We start from the raw sequence: 21,587 nt of genomic DNA on the forward strand, positions 1-21,587 counted from the left end.
GCCAGATTACGCGGTCGCCACAAGGGTCTACGCGCGGAGATAGCGCTCGATCATTCGTTTGTTCATACTGAAACAGTTCCCCCGGTGACTGGTTTCAGTCGTACGAACGCACAAATTTGAGGACCCACATGTCCCCCTCGGCCACCGCTTCGGTCGACGCCAAGAACCCGTCACCCGTACCACCCAAGAACGGGGTGGACCGTTTCTTCAGGATCTCCGAGCGGGGATCGACGGTCGCCCGCGAGGTCCGCGGTGGGCTCGCCACCTTCTTCGCGATGGCCTACATCATCGTGCTGAACCCGATCATCCTCAGTTCCGGAGTGGACAAGTACGGCCACCACCTGGACGGCGGCCAGCTGGTCACCGCCACCGTGCTGACCGCCGCCCTCACCACCCTGCTGATGGGCGTCGTCGGCAATGTGCCGATCGCGCTCGCCGCCGGCCTCGGCGTGAACACCGTCGTCGCCCTGCAGCTCGCACCCAGGATGAGCTGGCCCGACGCGATGGGCATGGTCGTCCTGGCCGGTTTCGCGATCATGCTGCTGGTCGCCACCGGGCTGCGCGAGCGCGTGATGAGCGCGGTGCCGCTGGGGCTGCGCAAGGGCATCGCGATCGGCATCGGCCTGTTCATCATGCTGATCGGCCTCGTCGACTCGGGCTTCGTCACCCGCATCCCGGACGCCGCCCACACCACCGTCCCGCTGCAACTGGGTTCGGACGGTCACCTCCACGGCTGGCCGGTGCTGGTCTTCATCGTGGGCGTGCTGCTCACGCTGGCCCTGATCATCCGCAGGGTGTCGGGCGCGATCCTGATCAGCATCGTCGCGATGACGGTGCTGGCTCTGGTCATCGACGCGGTCGCGGACATCCCCGGCATGGCCTGGGGGCTGACCGTCCCCAAGTGGCCCGGCAATCCGGTGGCCAGCCCGGACTTCGGCCTCATCGGCCACGTCAGCCTTTTCGGCGGCTTCGGCAAGGTCGGCGTCCTGACCGGGGTGCTGTTCGTCTTCACCCTGCTGCTGTCCTGCTTCTTCGACGCGATGGGCACGATCCTCGGCGTCACGGACGAGGCGCATCTGCTGGACGAGAAGGGCGATCTGCCCGGCATGAACAAGGTGCTCATGATCGACGGCATCGCCACCGCCGTCGGCGGCGCCACCTCCAGCTCCGCCAACACCTGCTTCGTGGAGTCCACGGCCGGTGTCGGCGAGGGCGCCAGGACCGGTCTTGCCAGCATCGTCACCGGGCTGATGTTCGTGCTCGCGCTGTTCTTCACACCGCTCGCCACGATGGTCCCGGCCCAGGCCGCCACCCCTGCGCTGATCGCGGTCGGCTTCCTGATCCTGGCGAACAGCGTCCGGGACATCGACTGGGGCGATTTCACGATCGCCGTCCCGGCGTTCCTGACGATGGTGATGATGCCGTTCACGTACTCCATCACCAACGGCATCGGCATCGGCTTCGTCAGCTTCTGCCTGCTGCGGCTGGCCGCGGGGCGCGGCCGCGAGGTGCCGGTGGCGCTCTACGTGGTCGCGGCGGTCTTCGGCTTCTACTACATGATGCCGGCCCTGGGCCTCACCTGACCGGGGTGTCCTTCCCGGGCTGTCAGCCCGGTGGAGCGGCGTAGAACCGTTCCGTCTCGTCGACGGCGGTCTTGAACCGCTCGTCGAAGTCGTCGCGAACGAGCGTCCGGACCACGTAGTCCTGGACGCTCGTTCCGCATTTGGCGGCGTGGTCACGGAGCCGATCCAGCAGGTCGGCGTCTATACGCAGGCTGAGCACTCTCGATGCCATATGCCAACGGTCCCCGGCAGGGGTGGTTCCCCGGGTCGCTTTCGGGCGCTAACTCACTCATATGGGTGAGTTTTACTTAGCCTAGGTAATGAGCTACGCTAATGAATGTGACCGAACTGTCCGAGGACGACCGCGCCGCAGTGAACTCTCTGCGCTCCGCAGTGATGCGACTGTCGCGGCGACTGCGCCACCAGCGGGTGGACGAGTCGCTCAGCCCGACCGAGATGTCCGTGCTGGGCACCCTCGCCCGCTGCGGCTCCGCCACACCCGGGGAGCTGGCCCGCAAGGAGCACGTCCAGCCGCCCTCCATGACGCGCATCGTCGCGATGCTGGAGGCCAAGGACCTCGTCCGCCGGGACCCGCACCCCGACGACCGCCGCCAGGTCGTCGTCAGCCAGACGGAGCAGGCCGAGGCGATGCTCGAAGAGAGTCGCCGCAAGCGCAATGTGTGGCTGGCGCAGCTCACGGAGGGGCTCAGCGACGACGAGCGTGCGGTGCTGCGCGCCGCGGCGCCGGTCCTGGAGAAGCTCGCACAGTTGTAGTGACACCCGACCGGCCGACGTCCGGTGGGGGCGAACATGGAATACCGATAGTGAAACGCATTCAGTGAAACGCAACACTCAGGGGAGGCGAACCTAGATTGAGTTCGGCAGCCGGCTCAGACACCGCACCCGGACAAGAACCCGATACGACCACGAAGCGCGGCACCTTCAGCTCGCTCAAGGTTCGTAACTACCGGCTCTTCGCGACCGGCGCCGTGGTGTCCAACACCGGCACATGGATGTCGCGGATCGCCCAGGACTGGTTGGTGCTCAGCATCACCGGTTCTTCTTTCGCGGTGGGTGTCACCACCGCGCTGCAGTTCCTGCCGATGCTGCTCTTCGGCCTGTTCGGCGGTGTGATCGCCGACCGTTACCCCAAGCGGCAGATCCTGCTGTGCACCCAGACCGCGCTCGGCGCGCTCGGGCTGCTGCTCGCCGCACTGACGCTCAGCGGGCACGTCCAGGTCTGGCATGTGTACGTCATCGCCTTCGTCCTCGGTCTGGTGACCGTCGTCGACAACCCGGCCCGGCAGACCTTCGTGGTCGAGATGGTCGGCCCCGCCGAGATACGCAACGCGGTCTCGCTGAACTCCGCGAACTTCCAGGCCGCCCGGCTGATCGGCCCCGCCGTCGCCGGTGTCCTGATCACCGCGGTCGGCAGTGGTTGGGCGTTCCTGCTCAACGGGTTGTCGTTCCTCGCCCCGCTCGTCGGCCTGCTGATGATGCGCACCGCCGAGCTGCACAAGGTCGACCGCGTGCCGCGCGGCAAGGGCCAGCTGCGGGAGGGCCTGCATTACGTCGCCGGCCGCCCGGAACTGATCTGGCCGATCGTGCTGGTCGGCTTCATCGGGACCTTCGGCTTCAACTTCCCGATCATCCTCACCGGCTTCGTCAACCACGTCTACCACAGCGGCGCGAGCACCTACGGGCTGCTGAACACCGTGATCGCGCTGGGCTCGCTCGGCGGCGCGCTGCTCGCGGCCCGGCGCGGACGCACCCGGCTGCGGCTGCTGGTGGCCGCCGCCTTCGCCTTCGGCATGCTGGAGGTGCTGGCCGCGCTGGCTCCGTCCTTCTGGATGTTCGCCTTCCTGCTGCTGCCGATCGGCGTCTTCGGCATGACGTTCAACACCTCGGCCAACGCCTCGGTGCAGCTCGCTTCCGATCCCGCCATGCGGGGCCGCGTCATGAGCCTGTACATGATGGTCTTCGTCGGTGGCACGCCCATCGGCGGCCCGGTCGTCGGCTGGGTGACGGACACCTACGGGGCCCGCGTCGGGTTCCTCTCCGGCGGCCTCGTCGCGGCCCTCGCGGCGGTCGGTGTCGGTCTGGTGCTGGCCCGGGTCGGCGGGCTGCGGCTCAAGGTGGACCTGCACCGGGGAAAAGACCACCGGCTGATCGAGTTCGTGCCCCGTGAGGGCGTTGACGCCCCACTGGTGACGGCCGCGTGAGGCCATCAGCATGAGACTGTTCGTCGCGGTGCTGCCCCCTGCCCGGGTGGCACACGAGCTGGGCCGGGCCGTCTCCCCGCTCCACCGGCTCCCCGGAGCCCGGCACCTGCGCTGGACCGAACGGGCCGGATGGCACTTCACCCTCGCCTTTCTGGGTGAGGTCGGCGAGGAGTCGCTGCCCGCGCTGCGGGACGGCCTCGCGGCCGCCGCGGGCCGGCACGCCCCGTGCGAACTGCGGCTGTCCGGCGGCGGCCGGTTCGGCGACCGGGCGCTGTGGGCGGGCGCCGCGGGGGAGACCGACCGGCTCGCGGAGCTGGCGGACGCCGTCCAGAGCGCCGCCCGGCAGGCCGGCGTCGATCCCGCGCAGGAACACGCGTACACCCCGCACCTCACGCTGGCCCGCAACCGCGGCGGCGTGGCCCTCGGCCCGTACGCCGCCGCGCTCGACGGTTTCCTGGGTACGCCCTGGACCGCCGACACCCTCGCGCTGGTACGCAGCCACCCGGCGCCGGGCTCCCGCTACGAGACGGTGCAGACCTGGCGGCTGGGTCGGTGACCCCGGCCGGTTAACCTCGACGTGTGGACCCCAAGACCCGAACCCGCGTAGTGACCGCCGCCCTCGTCCTGATGCTCCTCGTAGTGGTCGCGGGCGCGCTGCTGCGCTGAGACGCTGTCGGCCGACGTCCGGCCCCGCCTGCCGGGCCCCGACACCTACCGGGACCCGGCCTGGCCGGGGTCCTACCAGGCGAAGGCTTCCGGGGACGGTCCCGGGCCGGGGAACACCTCGTCCAGTGCGGACAGGAACTCCTCCGACAGCTTCAGCTCGACCGCGTTGAGCGCCGAGTCCAGCTGCGCCTGCGTGCGCGGGCCGACGATCGGGCCGGTCACGCCGGGCCGGGTCAGCAGCCACGCCAGACCGACATCACCGGGCGCCAGGTCGTGCTTGTCGCACAGGTCCTCGTACGCCTGGATCTGGTCGCGCTGCGCCGCGCTCTTGAGCGCGTCCGCGCTGCGACCGGACGTCGAGCGCGCCCCGCCGCCCTCGCGCTCCTTGCGGAGCGCCCCGCCGAGCAGCCCGCCGTGCAGCGGCGACCACGGGATGACCCCGAGGCCGTACGCCTGCGCCGCCGGGATGACCTCCATCTCCGCACGCCGCTCGGCCAGGTTGTACAGGCACTGCTCGCTGGTCAGGCCCAGCGAGCCCCGACGGGCGGCAGCCTCGTTGGCCTGCGCGATGTTCCAGCCGGCGAAGTTCGACGAGCCGGCGTAGAGGATCTTCCCCTGCTGGACGAGGACGTCGATGGCCTGCCAGATCTCGTCCCAGGGCGTGTTCCGGTCGATGTGGTGGAACTGGTAGAGGTCGATGTAGTCCGTGCCGAGCCGCTTCAGGCTCGCGTCGACGGCGCGGCGGATGTTGAGGGCGGAGAGCCGGTCCGAGTTCGGCCAGGCGTCGCCCTCGGCGGCCATGTTGCCGTAGACCTTCGTCGCGAGGACGGTCTTCTCGCGGCGCCCGCCTCCCTTGGCGAACCAGGATCCGACGATCTCCTCGGTGCGCCCCTTGTTCTCACCCCACCCGTACACATTGGCGGTGTCGAAGAAGTTGACGCCCGCGCCGAGCGCGGAGTCCATGATCGCGTGGCTGTCGTCCTCATCGGTCTGCGGACCGAAGTTCATGGTGCCGAGCACCAGGCGGCTGACTTTGAGACCCGTGCGTCCGAGCTGCGTGTACTCCATGACCCCTAAGCCAAGCTCTTGGAGTGCGCTCGAAGCAAGGGGGTGGCCGCCCGCTGGGACGGGCGTGTCGGGGCCGCCGCGGCTACTGCCGCACGTACGGTCCGCCGAGTCCCCATGCCTGGTGCATCGCGTCGACGAACGCGGCAGCCAGGCGGTGTTCGCCGGAGGGACTGGGGTGCGTGCCGTCGTAGGTGTCGGCCGGCAGTTTGTAGCCGGCCGGACGGGAGGCGAGCAGCAGCGGCGAGGCGGCGGTGTCCAGGTCGGCGACGGCCTTGGCCATCCGGACGTTGAGGTCCGCGCACTGCTCGGCGAAGGGGAGGTCGAGGTCGGCCCGGATGTTGGGGATCACCGGCAGCAGCACCATCCGGATCCGCGGGTTCGCGGCCCGTGCTTCGCCGACGAAGCTCCGCAGGTTCTCCGCGGTCTGCTCGGCGGTCGTGTAGAAGCCGAGATCTATCAGTCCGAGCGAGATCAGCAGGACGTCGGGGCGGTGCGTGCGCACCGCGTCCCCGATCAACGGGGCCATGTGCAGCCAGCCCTCGCCCCAACCGGCCAGGTGCCGCCGGGCGTCCGGCGGGAAGGCCGGATCGGCGTAAGCGTGCGAGACGGGTTCGCCGCTCTCCTTCTCGTGCAGCGCCGTGCGCGGGCCGACCACCGTGAACGGCTCGCCGAGCGAGCACAGGTGCTGCCACATGCGGTAACGCCAGGTGAAGTCGCCCGCGCTGCCGATGGTCATGGAATCGCCGACGAACATATAACGCACGCTGAGATCATCGCGGATACCCGGCCCCGCCCGCGATGCCCGGCGGCGTGAAGCCCGACACATGACGGGATGGCAGGCTGGGGGCATGCCGCGTTCCCGTATCGCTCTCGCCGCCTCCGTCGCCGCCGCGGCGTTCGCCGTCCTCGGACCGGTGCCGGGGGCCGTCGCCGACGACGGGCCGGCCGTCGCGTTCACCATCAGCGACCCGAGGATCACCGAGTCGAGCGGGCTGGCCGCCAGCCACCTCCACAAGGGCGTGTACTGGACCCACAACGACAGCTCCGACGGCCCGTACATCTACGGGGTGGACTCCACGACCGGCAAGACCGTCGCCAGGGTCACGATGCGCGGCATCGACCCCCGCGACGTGGAGGCGATCTCCATCGGTCCGGACGGCGACATCTACGTCGGCGACATCGGTGACAACCTCGGCGGGACCTGGCCGCATGTGTGGATCTACCGGTTCGCCGAGCCCAAAAAGCTGGGGAACACGACGGTGGACGTCGTCCGCTACACGGTCCAGTACGAGGGCGGCCCGCGGAACGCGGAGGCGCTGATGGTCCACCCCAAGACCGGCCGGGTCTACATCGCCAGCAAGAACGAGGACGGCGGCGGCCTGTACGCGGGCCCGAAGAAGCTCAGCCCGCACGGCGTCAATGTCTTCCGGCGGATCGCCGAGGTGCCGTGGGTGACCGATGGTTCGTTCTCGCCCGACGGCACCCGGTTGGTGCTGCGCGGCTATTTCTGGGCGACCGCCTGGCGGTGGTCGGGCGACGCCCCGACGAAGATCGGCAGCCTCGATGTGCCGATGCAGCGGCAGGGCGAGTCGGTGGCCTTCACCCCGGACGGCCGGGCACTGATGTACGGCAGCGAGGGCAAGGACAGCGAGGTCTGGCGGGCGCCGCTCAACGGCGAGGACCTGCCGGACAACGTGGCCCCGGACCCCAGCGGATCCGCCGGCACGGGCCAACCGGGCGCCAAGGGACCGGACGCGGGCGCGGACGCCGCAAAGGACGGCTCGTCCGGCCACGGTGCGACCGTCGCCGGGTTCGCGGTGCTCGCCGCCATCTTCATCGGGGCCACCGGCCTGCGCCGGATACTGCGCCGCCGCCGCCCCGACTGACGCGGAGTCCGCCCGGACCGAGGGGGCCCACCCCGACTGACGAGGGTCCTGCCGGGACCGGCGAGGGGACCGCAGGGGCCGACGAGGGGTCCGGCCGTCACCCGGCCGGACCCCTCGACTTCGTGCGTGCGCCGCTGCCGCGCGGCGCTGTCGCGTGCTGTCAGAGCTTGTCGATGACGTAGTCGATGCAGACCGTCAGCGCCTCGACGTCGGCCGGGTCGACCGCCGGGAACATCGCGACCCGCAGTTGGTTGCGGCCCAGCTTGCGGTACGGCTCTGTGTCCACGATGCCGTTGGCGCGCAGCGCCTTCGAGATCTTCGTGGCGTCGATCGCGTCGTCGAAGTCGATGGTGCCGATGACCTGCGAGCGCTGCTCGGGGTCGGCCACGAACGGCGAGGCGTACGACGACTTCTCGGCCCAGCCGTACAGCCGCGACGAGGAGTCCGCGGTGCGGGCGACGGCCCAGTCCAGTCCGCCCTGGCCGTTGATCCAGTCGAGCTGGTTGGCGAGGAGGAAGAGCGTGGAGAGCGCCGGCGTGTTGTACGTCTGGTTCTTCGACGAGTTGTCGATCGCGGTCGGCAGGTCGAAGAACGCCGGGATGTGCCGGCCGGACGCGGCGATCTCGGCGGCGCGCTCCAGCGCGGCCGGGGAGAACGCGGCCAGCCACAGGCCGCCGTCCGCCGCGAAGGACTTCTGCGGGGCGAAGTAGTAGACGTCCGTCTCGGTGATGTCGACCGGCAGGCCGCCCGCACCGGAGGTGGCGTCCACCAGAACGAGTGAACCGGCGTCGGCGCCCTGCACGCGCTTGATCGGCGCGGCGACACCCGTCGAGGTCTCGTTGTGCGTGAACGCGTACACGTCCACACCGGCCTCGGCGACCGGCACCGGGTGCGTACCCGGGTCGGACTTGACGACCGACGGGTCGTCCAGCCACGGCGCGAGCTTGGCCGCGGTCGCGAACTTGGAGGAGAACTCGCCGAACGACAGGTGCTGGGACTTCTGCCGGATCAGACCATGGGTGGCGATGTCCCAGAACGCGGTGGAGCCGCCGTTGCCGAGCACTACCTCATAGCCCTCGGGCAGGGAGAACAGCTGCCGGACACCTTCGCGGACCTGGCCCACCAGGTTCTTCACCGGAGCCTGCCGGTGAGAGGTGCCGAGCAGGGACGTGCCGGTCGCGGCCAGCGCTTCGACCGCCTCCGTCCGCACCTTGGAGGGGCCCGCGCCGAAACGGCCGTCGGCGGGCTTGATGTCAGCGGGAATCTGGATATCAGCCACGGGCGAAGCGTAATCCGTCCGGCAGCGGCTCTCGCTACCGGTCCACCCGGTGAGACAAGGTTGGGTGCATGGATCTTGAGCGGGCGATGCGGGCGGCGGTACGGGGCACGGTCGCGTTCGACGCGGGTGCGCGGGCGCTCATGACGATGGACGCGTCGAACTATCGCCGGGTCCCGCTGGGTGTGGTGGCGCCGCGCGACGCCGACGACGTGGCGGCGGCGCTGGCGGTGTGCCGGGAGTACGGCGTGCCGGTGGTGCCGCGCGGCGGCGGCACCTCGATCGCCGGGCAGGCGACGGGTGTCGGCGTGGTGCTGGACTTCACCCGCCACATGCGGGCGATCGAGCACATCGACCCCGAGGCGCGCACTGCGGTCGTGCAGCCGGGTGTGGTCCTCGACGATCTGCGGGCGGCGGCCGCCGGACACGGGTTGACCTTCGGCCCGGATCCGTCCACCCACAGCCGCTGCACGCTCGGCGGCATGATCGGCAACAACGCGTGCGGCTCGCACTCGGTCGCCTGGGGGACGACCGCCGACAACGTCCGCGAGCTGGAGGTGCTGACCTACGGCGGGGAGCGGGCCACGCTCGGCCGCGGCCTGCCGGGACCGCTCCACGACCGGACCGCCGCCTTCGCCGACGAGCGGCTGTCCGTGCTGCGCACCGGCTTCCCCGACCTGCCGCGCCGGATCTCCGGCTACGCCCTGGACCGGCTGCTCCCCGAGCACGGCCGGGATCTGGCGCGCGCCTTCACCGGCAGTGAAGGCACCCTCGGCGTGCTGACCCGGGCGACCGTACGGCTGGTGGAAACGCCGGGCGCCCGCGCGCTGGCCGTGCTCGGCTACGAGGACGAGAGCGCGGCCGCCGACGCCGCGCATCTATTGCTGCCCCTCCACCCGCTGACCGTCGAGGGGATGGCCGCCGACCTCGTGGGCGGCGCCGCCCGGGAGTCACTGCCGCGCGGTGCCGCCTGGCTGTTCGTGGAGATGGGAGGCGCCACCGTGGCCGAGGCGCGGGCCCGCGCCTCGGAACTGTGCCGCCAGGCCGCCGCCGACGGCGCCGAGGACCACACCGTCGTCTCCGAACCCGCCGCACAGCGCGCCCTGTGGCGGATCCGCGAGGACGCCGCCGGGACCGCCACCCGTATGCCCGACGGCAGCGAGGCATGGCCGGGCTGGGAGGACTGCGCGGTGCCGCCGGCCCGGCTCGGCGGGTATCTGCGGGAGTTCAGGGCCCTGCTGGGCGAGCACGGCCTGCGCGGCACCCCGTACGGACACTTCGGCGACGGCTGCGTACATGTCCGTATCGACTTCGACCTGCTGACGCCGGCGGGCATCGCCCGCTTCCGGCGCTTCTCCGAGGAGACCGCCGACCTGGTCGTCGCCCACGGTGGCTCGCTGTCGGGCGAGCATGGCGACGGCCAGGCGCGCGCGGAACTCCTGCCGAAGATGTACGGCCCCGAACTCGTGGCTCTCTTTGGAGTTTTCAAGGATCTCTGGGACCCGGCGGGCGGAATGAACCCCGGGATGCTCGTCCGCCCTGCTCCCATGGATACCAACCTCCGCTTCGCCGTGCTGCCGCCCCGCGCCTCGCATCCGGTCGATGTCGAATTCACCTATCCGGGTGACGGCGGCGATTTCACCGCGGCCGTCCGGCGCTGCGTCGGCGTCGGCAAATGTCGTACGTCCACGACCACTTCGTCCGGCGGGGACAGCGTGATGTGCCCGTCCTACCGCGTGACAGGGGAGGAGAAGCACTCCACGCGCGGGCGCGCCCGGCTGCTGCACGAGATGCTCGCCGGCGAGATCGTCGAGGACGGCTGGCGGTCGGAGGAGGTCCGCGACGCGCTCGACCTGTGCCTTTCTTGCAAGGGCTGCCGCAGTGACTGCCCGGTCGAGGTGGACATGGCCACGTACAAGGCCGAATTCCTGCACCACCACTACGCCGGACGGCTGCGCCCCCGCTCGCACTACTCGATGGGATGGCTCCCGGTCTGGCTGCGAGCCGCCGCACCGTACGCGCGCGTCCTGAACGCCCTGGCCCGCGGGCCGCTGGCCGGCGTGGCCAAGCGGGCCGGCGGCATCGCTCCGGAACGCGACATCCCCGCGCTGGCCCACGAGCCCTTCCGCAGCTGGTGGAACCGCCGCGCCCGCCAGGAGCAGGCAGCCCGCCAGGAGCAGGCGGCCCGCCCGGAGCAGGCGGCCCGCCCGGAGCAGGCGGCCCGCCCGGCCGGGTCGACGACGCCGGATGCGGCCGGCACGACCGTCGTGCTCTGGCCCGACACGTTCACGAACCATCTCTCGCCGCAGGTCGGACAGGCCGCGGTGAAGGTGCTCGAAGCCGCCGGCCTGCGGGTCGTCCTGCCGCAGAAGGCCGTCTGCTGCGGTCTGACGTGGGTGTCCACCGGACAGCTCGACCGGGCCCGTACGGTCATGCGCCGGACCGTCGACGCACTCGCGCCCGCGCTCGACGCCGGGCTGCCGATCGTCGTCCTCGAACCCAGCTGCGGGGCGGCGCTCCGCGCCGACCTGCCGGAACTGCTCGGCTCCGGCGATCCCCGCGCCGCCCGGCTGGCCGCCTCCGTGAAGACCTTCGCCCAGGCGCTGGAGGAACTGGCCCCCGACTGGGCCCCGCCCCGCCTCGACCGCGCCGTCGTCGGGCAGACGCACTGCCACCAGCACGCCGTTCTCGGGGACGCCGCCGAACGGCGGCTGCGCGAGCGCGCCGGGCTCACCGGCACGCTCACGGGCGGCTGCTGCGGCCTGGCCGGCAACTTCGGCTTCGAGCGGGGCCACTACGACGTGTCGGTGGCCTGCGCCGAGGAACAACTGCTTCCGGCGGTCCGGGAGGCGCCCGCGGGGGCCGCCGTCCTGGCGGACGGGTTCTCCTGTCGCACCCAGCTCGCGGAGCTGGCCGACACGCCGGGCCGGCACCTCGCCGAACTCCTGGCGGAGGCGCTGCCCGAGGACTGAACCCAGCGCCCGCAGGGCCGCCGGAGGCAGGGCCGCCGGAGGCAGCGGACGCCGATGGCTGTGGCGCAGACGGCTGTGGCGCGGACGGCGGTGGCGCGGACGGCGGTGGCGCGGACGGCGGTGGCGCGGACGGCGGTGGCGCGGACGGCGGTGGCGCGGACGGCGGTGGCGCCAAGAACTGTGGCCCGCTCCCACCCGGTACGGGGGTGGGAGCGGGCCACAGGACCAGCCGCCGCAGTGGCGCAACGATTCAGCACCTCAGCGATTCAGCACCTCAGCGAATCAACCGCTTCAGCGAATCATCCGCTTCAGTGGCCGATGCCCGCGAAACCGTCGACGTCGCGCGGGTCGCGCGGCCCGGGGCCCATGTAGCGGGCGGACGGGCGGACGAGGCGGCCGGTGCGCTTCTGCTCCAGGATGTGGGCCGACCAGCCCGCCGTCCTGGCACAGGTGAACATCGACGTGAACATGTGCGCGGGAACCTCGGCGAAGTCCAGGACGATCGCCGCCCAGAACTCCACGTTGGTGGCGAGCACCCGGTCGGGGCGCCGCGCGTGCAGCTCCGCGAGGGCCGCCTTCTCCAGCGCCTCCGCGACCTCGAAGCGGGGCGCGCCCAGCTCCTTCGCCGTACGCCGCAGCACTCGCGCGCGCGGGTCCTCGGCGCGGTACACGCGGTGGCCGAAGCCCATCAGGCGCTCGCCCTTGTCCAGGGCCCGCTTGACGTAGGCGCTCGCGTCGCCGGTCCGCTCGATCTCCTCGATCATGCCGAGGACGCGCGAGGGAGCGCCGCCGTGCAGCGGGCCCGACATGGCGCCGACGGCGCCGGACAGGGCCGCGGCCACATCGGCGCCGGTGGAGGCGATGACGCGGGCGGTGAACGTGGAGGCGTTCATGCCGTGTTCCGCGGCGGACGTCCAGTAGGCGTCGACGGCGGCCACGTGCTTGGGGTCGGGCTCGCCGCGCCAGCGGATCATGAAGCGCTCGACGACCGTCTGCGCCTTGTCGATCTCCTTCTGCGGCACCATGGCCAGGCCCTGGCCGCGCGCCGACTGGGCGACGTAGGAGAGCGCCATGACGGCGGCGCGCGCGAGGTCGTCACGGGCCTCGTCGACGTCGATGTCCAGCAGCGGTTTCAGGCCCCACACGGGGGCGAGCATGGCGAGCGCCGACTGGACGTCGACACGGATGTCGCCGGAGTGCACCGGGATCGGGAACGGCTCGGCGGGCGGCAGGCCCGGATTGAACTTGCCGTCGACCAGCAGGCCCCACACGTTTCCGAATGAGACATGGCTGACGAGATCTTCGATGTCGACGCCTCGGTAACGGAGAGAGCCGCCTTCCTTGTCAGGTTCGGCGATCTCCGTCTCGAACGCGACTACTCCTTCGAGTCCGGGTACGAAGTCGGACATCAGGCGGCTCCTCGTGATGTGGTCGACAGGTGCTTGAGTGGCCGATTGCTTAGCCGGCCAATCCGGTAATGCCCCGCTCAGGTGATGGTCACCCTGCTCCATCCGAGACCCGAGGCCGGAGTCAGAAACGGTATCTCTTGATGTCAAGAGGCCACAGCTGCCGGACCCGCAATTCTGTCGGTTCTGGCAGATGACGGGAAGCGTGAGGTACGGCACACTCTTCCGCGCGGCCGGCCAGGAAGCCCCGTCGGACGCCTCGCAGGAACGTGTGGAGGGGGCCCCTGCCGGACCCCGCCCCGACCCCACAGGACCGCCCGCAGGACGGCCACGTGCCCCACTCCGGGGACGTACGCGCCCCGGGGGATGCAAGATGTCTGCGTGCAGCATCATGCCGATCCCGCCGTCATGCGCGAGCAGTACCGCGCCCAGGGTCTGACCGAGGCCGAACTGGCCACCGATCCGTACTCGCAGTTCACCCGCTGGTTCGCGGACACCGTGACCGCGGGCCTCGCCGAGCCGAACGCGATGATCGTCTCGACCGCCGACGCCGAGGGCCGTCCCAGCTCACGGACCGTGCTCCTCAAGGGCTTCGACCCGCGCGGCTTCGTCTTCTACACGAACTACGGCTCCCGCAAGGGCCGCGATCTGGTCGAGAACCCGCAGATCTCGCTGCTCTTCCCCTGGCATCCGATCGCCCGCCAGGTCATTGTCTCCGGCACCGTGGAACGCGTCTCGTCGGACGAGACCGCCACGTACTTCCGCAGCCGCCCGCACGGCTCGCGGCTGGGCGCCTGGGCCAGCGCCCAGTCCTCGGTGGTGGGCTCCCGCCAGGAGATCGAACGGCGCTACGCGGAGCTGGCGGAGCGGTACCCGGAGGGCAGCGACATCCCGGTGCCGCCGTACTGGGGAGGCATCCGGGTGCGCGCGCGGAGCGTGGAGTTCTGGCAGGGGCGCGAGAACCGGCTGCACGACCGGCTGCGCTACGAGCGCGCCGACGGGGAGAGCAGCGAAACGGGCGCCTGGAACGTCGTACGGCTGGCGCCGTAGAAAGCCGTAGAAAGTCGTAGAAGCCATGGATGGCTGTAGAAAGCCGTGGAGGGCCGTAGAGCCAGCGCATCACAGCAACGCAAACGACCCGCGGGCTGCTCCCTGGAGTTTCCTCCAGGCACCGGCCGGACAAGTCCGACGAGCCCGCGGGTCGGGTGACTGCGTGGGATTGGCCCGCCCCTCGACCCCGTGCACGGAGTCTGCGCGACGAGCTTGGTGCGCGGGACTAGCCCGCAGTCACCTCACGTGTCCGACTGCACATCATGCTGCGAACCACCTCCCTTCATGTGTGACGGCAACATTAGGAACCGGTCCCGGACGGCACAACCGATTTATCGAAATGCCGTGTGGGCTGGGTCACACCGGGGTTGAATGATTCGACGTGCAGCCATTCGATGCGAAGCCGCTCAGTGATGGCGACGAGCAGCTACTCGCCGCTCTGCTCGACGGTATGGAGGCGGGCCTGTGTGCCTTCGACCGCGACGGTGTCATCACCCACTGGAACTCCGAAGCAGTACGAATCCTCGGCTGGTCGGCGGACGATGCCGTCGGCCGTCGCGGCTTCTCGGGCTGGGCGGCCCGTAGCGCCGACGCGCCCGACGTGCAGACCCGGCTGCTCGGCGCCATGGAGGCCCCCGGCCGCCAGGTGCACGAGTTCGCCCTGGTGACCAAGGACGGCCACCGGGTGCTCGTCCGCACCCAGTCCGCAGCCGTGCAGGGGCCGGACGGCCGTCCCGCCGGGGTCTACTGCGCGTTCTCCGAGGTGCACGCCCAGATCGACCTGGAACGCTCCATCGCGCTCAGCGAGGCGCTCTTCGACGACGCCTCGTGGGGCGTCGTCCTGATCGACGCGGACCTGCGGCCCGCCGTCGTGAACGCGCACGCCGCCCGGCTGCTGCGTACCGGCCGGGACACCCTGCTCGGCCGCCCGCTCGGCGACCTGCTGGAGCAGGGCCTGGAGGAGCTGGAGACGGCGCTGCAGCACGTGCTCGCGGAGGGCAGCCCGCCGGTCCCGTCCGAGCTGTGGCTGAGCCTGCGCGGCGACGAGAGCGCCAAGCGGCAGTGCTGGCGCAGCGGGTTCGTCCGCCTCGGGTCGCCGCTCGGCGAGGAGCCGGTGCCGCTGGGCGTCGGCTGGCTGTTCCTGGACGTCACGGAGGCCAAACTCGCGGAGCAAGAAGGATCGTTGCTGCGCTTTCGGCACAACCAGCTGCACCGGGCCGGGCGTACGGCGTCCGAGTGCGAGGATCCGGTGGAGGCGGCGACCACCTATCTGGACTTCGCGCTGGCGGGGTTCGCCGACCACGCCCTCGTCGACCTCGCCGGCGACGACGGCCGGCTGGTGCGCGCCGCCTCCACCCCGGAGGGGTCCTCGGGTCCGTGCCTGCCCGTCCCGGTCGGCACGATCCCGGTGGCGTACGGGGCGGCGCACCCCGTGCTGCAGGCCGTGGAGCGGATCGGCACCGTACGCGCCAGCTTCGGCGCCCTCGCCGCGGCCGAGCCCGCCTCGCGGGCCAGGATCGACGAGTGGGCGGCGGCCCGCCGTTGGCCCGAGGGGACCGTCCACGGCCTCTCCACGGTCCTGCGGAGCCGCGGACGCACTCTGGGCGCGATCACGTTCCTGCGGGGCGCGGGGCGCCGTCTCTTCGACCGTTCCGACGCCGCGTACGCGGAGGACGTGGCGGTGCGGGTGGCCGCGGCGCTCGACCTGGCGCAACAGCTGGGCTGACGCGGCGCCGCCCGAACGGCCGAACTCCTGCCGCCCGCCCGCCGGCCCGTCCGCCCGTCCGACGGCTTGCGCGTAGCGCGTGTCGTCCGCCGGCCGCCGTCCGTCGCTCGTCGTCCACCGGCGCACGCTCACCCGCGCACGTTCACCCGCGGATTGCTCAGTGGCGGAAGAAGATCCGCGAGCCGTACTCCTCGAAGATGCGGCCGTTCCAGTCATGGCCGCCGTCCACGTTCCCCGAGCGCAGCAGCGGCGGTGTGATGCCGCGGGCGGCGAGCTCCGCGACCGCGGTGGCGACGACGGCCTGCATGAGGGCGCTGGTCACCACGGTCGAGGCGGGGGCGAAGGGGGCCGGGACGTCGTCGCGGACGATCTCCGCGTCGCCGACGGCGATCTTCGAGTCCAGGACGATGTCGCAGTGGTCCTTGAGGAACGTGCCGGACGCGTGGCGCGGCTTGGTCTCCTTGGCGTACGCCACGGAGGTGACGCCGATGACCGTGAGGCCGAGCGCGCGGGCGTTCTGCGCCATTTCGACCGGCAGGGCGTTGCGTCCGGAGAGCGAGATGACGACGAGGACGTCGCCGGGCTTGGCGGGGCTCGTGTCCAGGACGGCGCCCGCGAGGCCGCCGACCCGCTCCAGGGCGCTGCCCAGGGTCGCGGGCATGACGTCGATACCGACGACGCCGGGCACCGCGAGCAGGTTGACGAGGGCGAGGCCGCCCGCGCGGTAGACGACATCCTGGGCGGCGAGCGAGGAGTGCCCGGCGCCGAAGGCGAAGATCCGGTTGCCGGCGGCGATGGCGTCGGCGATGGCCTTCCCGGCCGCTGTGATACCTGCGGACTCCTCGTCCCGTACCCTCCGGAGGAGGGCGATGGCCGCATCGAAGTATTCGCCGGCCAGATCGTCGCGGGGCTCACTCATGCGGATCACCGTGCGGCCACGCTGCCGTCGCTGTCAAGAATCCCGCGCCGGGGCCGGTTGTCGGTGGGATGCGTCAGAATTGGTGCAGGGCCACGCACTAGCTATTGAGGGGCGCGCATGTCCGGACTCATCGACACGACGGAGATGTATCTCCGCACCATCCTGGAGCTGGAAGAGGAGGGTGTGGTCCCCATGCGCGCCCGAATCGCCGAGCGGCTCGATCAGAGCGGTCCGACGGTCAGCCAGACGGTGGCGCGCATGGAACGTGACGGCCTGCTGCATGTCGCCGGCGACCGGCACCTGGAACTGACCGACGAAGGCCGGCGGACGGCGACGCGCGTGATGCGCAAGCACCGGATCGCCGAATGTCTGCTCGTCGACGTGATCGGCCTGGAGTGGGAGCAGGTGCACGCCGAGGCCTGCCGCTGGGAGCACGTCATGAGCGAGGCGGTGGAGCGCAAGGTGCTGGAGCTGTTGCGCCACCCGACCGAATCGCCGTACGGGAACCCGATCCCGGGTCTCGAGGAGCTGGGCGAGAAGGCCGAGGCCGACCCCTTCCTGGAAGAGGGCATGGTCAGCCTGGCGGAGCTGTCGCCGGGTTCGGCGGGGGCGAGCGTCGTGGTGAAGCGGATCGGCGAGCCGATCCAGACCGACGCCCAGCTGATGTACACGCTGCGGCGGGCCGGTGTGCAGCCGGGCGCGGTGGTGAGCGTGACGTCCTCGGCGGGCGGGGTGCTCGTGGGCAGTGGCGGCGAGGCCGCCGAGCTGGGAGCCGAAGTCGCCTCGCACGTCTTCGTGGCCAAGCGGTAGGACCCGCGGTTTGTCCTGGTGGGAGGGGGCGGGGGCCCCGGCGCCTGATGGCGCCGGGGCCCTCCTCCCCTTGTCCCTCCCCTGGTGGTGCTCCCCTCGGAGGACCCGGGACCCCGAGCTTCCCGAGTACTCCGCGCGACCGCTTCCCCTTCACGTCGCGCCCCGCAGGAGATCTCCCCTCGGCTGCGGCGGTCAATCCTTGAGTGATGTCACTCAAAAGAGCGATGTTGTGCGTGTGGACAGGCTTATCGAATAGAAGTTCGATAACGTAGGCGCCTGAACGACCCGACCAGCTCGTCAGGGGGTGCGGCACATGATCCGACGTATCGAGGTGACCGGAACGGGATCCGTCCGGCTCGCCGCCTGGGATTATGCCGCCGATTCCAAGCAGGACGGCTTCCAGCGGGGCAGCCGGGAACAGGGCGTTCCCGGTGCCGACCACCAGGGTGTTCCCGGCGGGGAGCATCGGGGCGTTCCCGGCGCGGAGCACCATGGCGTTCCCGATGCTGGCCATCAGGGTGTTCCCGGCGGGGAGCACCATGGCGTTTCCGGCAGGGTGCGGGGCACCGTGGCCGCGCCGCCCGCCGGCTCCGACCGGCCCGGGGTCCTGTTGCTCCACGGCCTGATGGGCCGCGCCTCGCACTGGGCCGGCACCGCCCGCCGGCTCGCCCCCCGCTACCGCGCCATCGCCCTGGACCAGCGCGGCCACGGCCGCAGCGACAAGCCCGAGGGCCCGTACAGCCGCGAGGCGTACCTCGCCGACGCCGAAGCGGCCGTGGAACAGCTCGGCCTCGCCCCCGTCGCCCTCGTCGGACACTCCATGGGCGGTCTCACCGCCTGGCAGCTCGCCGCCCGCCGTCCGGACCTCGTGCGGGCCGTCGTCGTCTGCGACATGCGCGCCGCCGCCCTCGGAGAGGCCAGCCAGCGCGAGTGGGAATCCTGGTTCCGATCCTGGCCGTTGCCCTTCGCCAGCCTCGCCGACGTCCGCAAGTGGTTCGGCGAGGACGACCCCCGGGTCGATCCTCCGCGCCCCACCAGGGGCGATTTCTACACCGAGATCATGGAAGAGCGCGGCGACGGCTGGCGCCCCGTCTTCGCCCGCCGCCACATGCTCCGCTCCCGGGCGCCCTGGATCCTGGACGCCCACTGGGAAGAGCTCACCCAAGTCCGTTGCCCCACCCTCGTCGTCCGCGGTCTCGAGGGCGAACTGGGGCGCGCCGAGGCCCAGGAGATGGTCCGCGTGCTGCCGCGCGGCAGCTACGCCGAGATCCCGGACGCGGGCCACCTCGTCCACTGGGACCAGCCCACCGCCTGGTACGAGACGGTCGAACGGTTCCTCGAAGAGTCCGCGATCCCCCGACAGCGAACCGGAACGAACTGACCGGAAGGATCGTGCGGTTCTCGAAGAGACCCGTGCCGAGCTTTGCCGGACGCGGGCGTCGACCGAGCACCCCGCCTGGCCGTCGACCGAGCACCCGCCTGGACGTTGCCGCTTGTGAGCCCGTGCCAAGGGCGTCCGGCCCGATGGACATCCAGCAGGGCGAGGGGGACCGCATCGATGGTGCGAAACCCGGCGCAATAGGCTGCCGGGTCGGAGCGATTCGACGATACGGACGTGCGCACAGGAGACGGGGGTGGCTGTCGATGCAGCCATTGGAGCCGGAAGACCCGCAGAGCCTAGGGGTATACCGCCTGTTGGGACGGCTTGGCGCCGGTGGCATGGGGCGCGTCTATCTCGCCCGCTCGCCGGGCGGCCGGACCGTCGCCGTGAAGGTGGTGCGTCCCGAACTGGCCGAGGACTCGCAGTTCCGGGCGCGGTTCCGGCACGAGGTCGAGATCGCGCGGGCGGTCTCCGGGGCCTATACGGCGCCCGTCGTCGACGCCGACACCGAGGGCCGGCTGCCGTGGCTGGCGACCGCGTACGTACTCGGCCCGCCGCTCAACGAGGTCATCGAGCAGCACGGCCCGCTTCCCGAGGCGTCCGTGCGCGCGCTGGGCGCCGGCCTGGCCGAGGCGCTCGCGGTGATCCACGGCGCGGGACTCGTGCACCGGGACCTGAAACCGTCCAACGTGCTGCTGGCCACGGACGGGCCTCGGGTGATCGACTTCGGTATCGCGCGGGCCGTCGACGGCGACCGGATGACCAGTACGGGCGTGGTCGTCGGCTCGCCCGGCTTCATACCGCCCGAGCAGGCGGTCGGCGAGGTCGCCGGGCCGGCGGGCGATGTCTTCTCGCTGGGCGTGGTGCTGGCGTACGCCGCCACCGGCCAGCAGCCGTTCGGGATCGGGACGGCCGCGTCGTTGCTCTACCAGGTGGTGCACGGCGCCCCCAACCTGACCGAAATGCCCGCTTCGCTACGGCCGTTGGTGCTGGCCTGCCTGCAGAAGGAGCCGGCGCAGCGGCCGACGCCGCAGCAGATCAGCGAGGGGCTGGCCCCGAACGGAGCCGCCTCCGTACTGCACAACTGGCTGCCGGGCCCGGTCTCGTCGACCATCGCGCAGCACGCCTCGCGGATCCTCGACCTGGACACACCGGCCCACGGGACGGGTGCGGCCACCGAGCCGCCGCCGCTCCGGACGCCCGACGGAGCGGCTCCGCACCGGACCCCGACCACCCTCGACCAGACGGCGATGGAACCCGCTTCCCGCACTGCCTCGCGCTCCCGTCGCGGGTTCCTCGCCCTGGGCGCGGGCGTGGCGGTCGCGGCCGCGGGCGGCGGGGCCGTGTGGGCGTTCAACGGGAAGGGCGGGAAGGGCGGGAAGGATCCGGTGGTCGACCCGACCGGCAAGGTGACGAACAGCGGCGCGCCCGCGCCGGATCCGGTGTTCACCACCCCGGCGAACGGTATGAGCCCGAAGGCGCTGTGGCGCAAGCAGGCCAAGCCGCTGAGCCTGAAATACGGCGTCCCGGCCGTGGTGTTCGGCAACCTGATGGTCGTCTGCGGCAATCCGCTGATCGCGCACGACATCACCAACGGCGAACAGAAGTGGTCCACGCCGGATGTCGCGGACCTCGCGTCGGACATCGTCAGCGGCCACGGTCTGATGTTCTTCATGAGCCCGCAGGCCAACGGCGACTTCGTGGGCATCGACCCGGTCACCGGCAAGGAAGCCTGGCGCAGCCGGCTGGGCGGTCAGCTCACCGACCCCCGGCCGATCGCCGCCGACGACAAGCGCGTGTACGTCATCGCGACCATCCAGGACCCCGCGGCCACCGGGGGCAGCAAGATCCGTACGGTGGTGGCAGCCGTCGACATCGGTACGCGTCAGGTGCTGTGGCACCAGGAACGCGATCTGGGCGCCGGTGACTGGGACGTTGCGGCGACGACCGACGGCAGCCATCTCGTCTACGCGGACAACAACTACAACGTCACCGTGCGCGAGGTGACGCACGGCAACCAGGTGTGGACGAAGAAGGTGGGGGACGACTCCGCCCATCGTCCGGTGCTCTACGGCGACAAGGTCATCATCGGCGGCAAGTCCATGCGGGGTTTCGACCTGAAGAACGGCACCGAACGCTGGTCGGTGCCCGCCCAGCACAAGAACGGCTTCAGCTCACCGCTCTCCGTCGCCGACGGCGTGGTGTACGCGACCGTGGTACTCAAGGGCGTCTGGGCCGTCGACGCGAAGAGCGGGAACGTTCTCTGGCAGCGTGAACTCACCGACCCTGCGGCCCCGTTGCAGTTCGTGCGGGCCGGTGACTCCGTCTACGGGGTGTCGTACTTCCAGACGGGAGGCATCTTCGCCTTCGACGCCAAGAACGGCACCCCGCGCTGGATCTACCGGAACAGCGCGAACGACGGCCTCTCCGAAGACCAGGGCGGCAGCGGAGCCTGGACCCTCACGGCCGCGGGAAAGCGCCTGCTGGTGGTCCACGGCGACATGCTCTACGCGCTTCCTGCGGTGTGACGCGCTTCCTGCAGTCTGACGCGCTGCCCGCCGCCTGAGGGGCGGGTAGGCGCGGCGGGGCCGGGACCGAGATCGCCACACATTCCCCGGCCCTCCTTCACCCCCGCATGGCATC

17 protein-coding genes are annotated in these 21,587 nt (G+C 71.1%); 11 read left to right on the forward strand and 6 right to left on the reverse strand.

Annotation, left to right across the window (positions count from 1 at the left end):
* Window positions 1-128: 128 nt before the first annotated feature.
* Window positions 129-1,583, forward strand: coding sequence for an NCS2 family permease (locus tag AC07DC_RS10870; RefSeq protein ID WP_478913884.1), 1,455 nt, complete (start codon window positions 129-131; stop codon window positions 1,581-1,583).
* A gap of 22 nt (window positions 1,584-1,605) precedes the next feature.
* Here the strand turns inward: AC07DC_RS10870 and AC07DC_RS10875 are convergent, their stop codons facing one another.
* Complete coding sequence (locus AC07DC_RS10875; RefSeq protein WP_138353500.1) at window positions 1,606-1,794, reverse strand: ribbon-helix-helix protein, CopG family; 189 nt, start codon at window positions 1,792-1,794, stop codon at window positions 1,606-1,608.
* Window positions 1,795-1,895: 101 nt separating this feature from the next.
* Between AC07DC_RS10875 and AC07DC_RS10880 the strand changes: the two genes are divergently transcribed.
* The 3 genes from AC07DC_RS10880 to thpR all read left to right on the forward strand — a co-directional run bounded on the left by AC07DC_RS10880 (window position 1,896) and on the right by thpR (window position 4,340).
* The gene (locus AC07DC_RS10880; RefSeq protein WP_138353501.1) at window positions 1,896-2,336 is read left to right on the forward strand and encodes a MarR family winged helix-turn-helix transcriptional regulator; all 441 of its coding nucleotides are present in this window, start codon (window positions 1,896-1,898) and stop codon (window positions 2,334-2,336) included.
* A gap of 98 nt (window positions 2,337-2,434) precedes the next feature.
* Window positions 2,435-3,784, forward strand: coding sequence for an MFS transporter (locus tag AC07DC_RS10885; protein WP_478913886.1), 1,350 nt, complete (start codon window positions 2,435-2,437; stop codon window positions 3,782-3,784).
* Window positions 3,785-3,794: 10 nt separating this feature from the next.
* Complete coding sequence (thpR, locus tag AC07DC_RS10890; RefSeq protein ID WP_478913888.1) at window positions 3,795-4,340, forward strand: RNA 2',3'-cyclic phosphodiesterase; 546 nt, start codon at window positions 3,795-3,797, stop codon at window positions 4,338-4,340.
* A 182-nt stretch (window positions 4,341-4,522) separates the two neighbouring features.
* Here the strand turns inward: thpR and AC07DC_RS10895 are convergent, their stop codons facing one another.
* Window positions 4,523-5,518 (reverse strand): aldo/keto reductase, encoded by a 996-nt coding sequence (locus AC07DC_RS10895; RefSeq protein ID WP_478913890.1) that lies wholly within the window; start codon window positions 5,516-5,518, stop codon window positions 4,523-4,525.
* Window positions 5,519-5,600: 82 nt separating this feature from the next.
* Window positions 5,601-6,272: a GDSL-type esterase/lipase family protein gene (locus AC07DC_RS10900; protein ID WP_478913892.1), complete on the reverse strand. Its 672-nt coding sequence runs from the start codon at window positions 6,270-6,272 to the stop codon at window positions 5,601-5,603.
* Between the two features lie 94 nt (window positions 6,273-6,366).
* Here AC07DC_RS10900 and AC07DC_RS10905 point away from each other — a divergent pair, with 94 nt between their 5' ends.
* Window positions 6,367-7,404 carry a hypothetical protein gene (locus AC07DC_RS10905; protein WP_478913894.1) on the forward strand — a complete coding sequence of 346 codons (1,038 nt, stop codon included), beginning with the start codon at window positions 6,367-6,369 and terminating at the stop codon, window positions 7,402-7,404.
* 160 nt (window positions 7,405-7,564) lie between these two features.
* On the opposite strand, the gene serC is transcribed toward AC07DC_RS10905, so the two are convergent.
* A complete protein-coding gene (gene serC, locus AC07DC_RS10910) occupies window positions 7,565-8,683 on the reverse strand; it encodes a phosphoserine transaminase (RefSeq protein WP_478913896.1) in 1,119 nt (372 codons plus the stop codon).
* A 68-nt stretch (window positions 8,684-8,751) separates the two neighbouring features.
* Between serC and AC07DC_RS10915 the strand changes: the two genes are divergently transcribed.
* Window positions 8,752-11,652, forward strand: coding sequence for an FAD-binding and (Fe-S)-binding domain-containing protein (locus AC07DC_RS10915; protein WP_478913898.1), 2,901 nt, complete (start codon window positions 8,752-8,754; stop codon window positions 11,650-11,652).
* A gap of 308 nt (window positions 11,653-11,960) precedes the next feature.
* On the opposite strand, the gene AC07DC_RS10920 is transcribed toward AC07DC_RS10915, so the two are convergent.
* Window positions 11,961-13,061 carry a citrate synthase 2 gene (locus AC07DC_RS10920; protein WP_478913900.1) on the reverse strand — a complete coding sequence of 367 codons (1,101 nt, stop codon included), beginning with the start codon at window positions 13,059-13,061 and terminating at the stop codon, window positions 11,961-11,963.
* Between the two features lie 405 nt (window positions 13,062-13,466).
* On the opposite strand from AC07DC_RS10920, the gene pdxH reads away from it, so the two are divergent.
* Together pdxH and AC07DC_RS10930 are read left to right on the forward strand one after the other, a co-directional pair.
* A complete protein-coding gene (gene pdxH / locus AC07DC_RS10925; protein ID WP_478914116.1) occupies window positions 13,467-14,108 on the forward strand; it encodes a pyridoxamine 5'-phosphate oxidase in 642 nt (213 codons plus the stop codon).
* 382 nt (window positions 14,109-14,490) lie between these two features.
* Entirely contained in the window at window positions 14,491-15,834 is a 1,344-nt protein-coding gene (locus AC07DC_RS10930) for a PAS domain-containing protein (protein ID WP_478913902.1), read from the forward strand.
* A gap of 157 nt (window positions 15,835-15,991) precedes the next feature.
* Here AC07DC_RS10930 and AC07DC_RS10935 read toward each other — a convergent pair whose 3' ends face one another.
* On the reverse strand, window positions 15,992-16,753 hold the full coding sequence (locus AC07DC_RS10935) for an SIS domain-containing protein (protein ID WP_478913904.1): 762 nt from the start codon (window positions 16,751-16,753) through the stop codon (window positions 15,992-15,994).
* A gap of 117 nt (window positions 16,754-16,870) precedes the next feature.
* On the opposite strand from AC07DC_RS10935, the gene AC07DC_RS10940 reads away from it, so the two are divergent.
* The 3 genes from AC07DC_RS10940 (at window position 16,871) to AC07DC_RS10950 (ending at window position 21,472) form a co-directional block, all read left to right on the forward strand.
* Window positions 16,871-17,563 (forward strand): iron-dependent transcriptional repressor DtxR, encoded by a 693-nt coding sequence (locus AC07DC_RS10940; protein ID WP_478913906.1) that lies wholly within the window; start codon window positions 16,871-16,873, stop codon window positions 17,561-17,563.
* 313 nt (window positions 17,564-17,876) lie between these two features.
* Entirely contained in the window at window positions 17,877-18,944 is a 1,068-nt protein-coding gene (locus tag AC07DC_RS10945; protein WP_478913908.1) for an alpha/beta fold hydrolase, read from the forward strand.
* Window positions 18,945-19,207: 263 nt separating this feature from the next.
* Window positions 19,208-21,472, forward strand: coding sequence for a serine/threonine-protein kinase (locus AC07DC_RS10950; RefSeq protein ID WP_478913910.1), 2,265 nt, complete (start codon window positions 19,208-19,210; stop codon window positions 21,470-21,472).
* Window positions 21,473-21,587: the final 115 nt, after the last annotated feature.

It is taken from the genome of Streptomyces sp. NPDC045021, assembly GCF_056432645.1.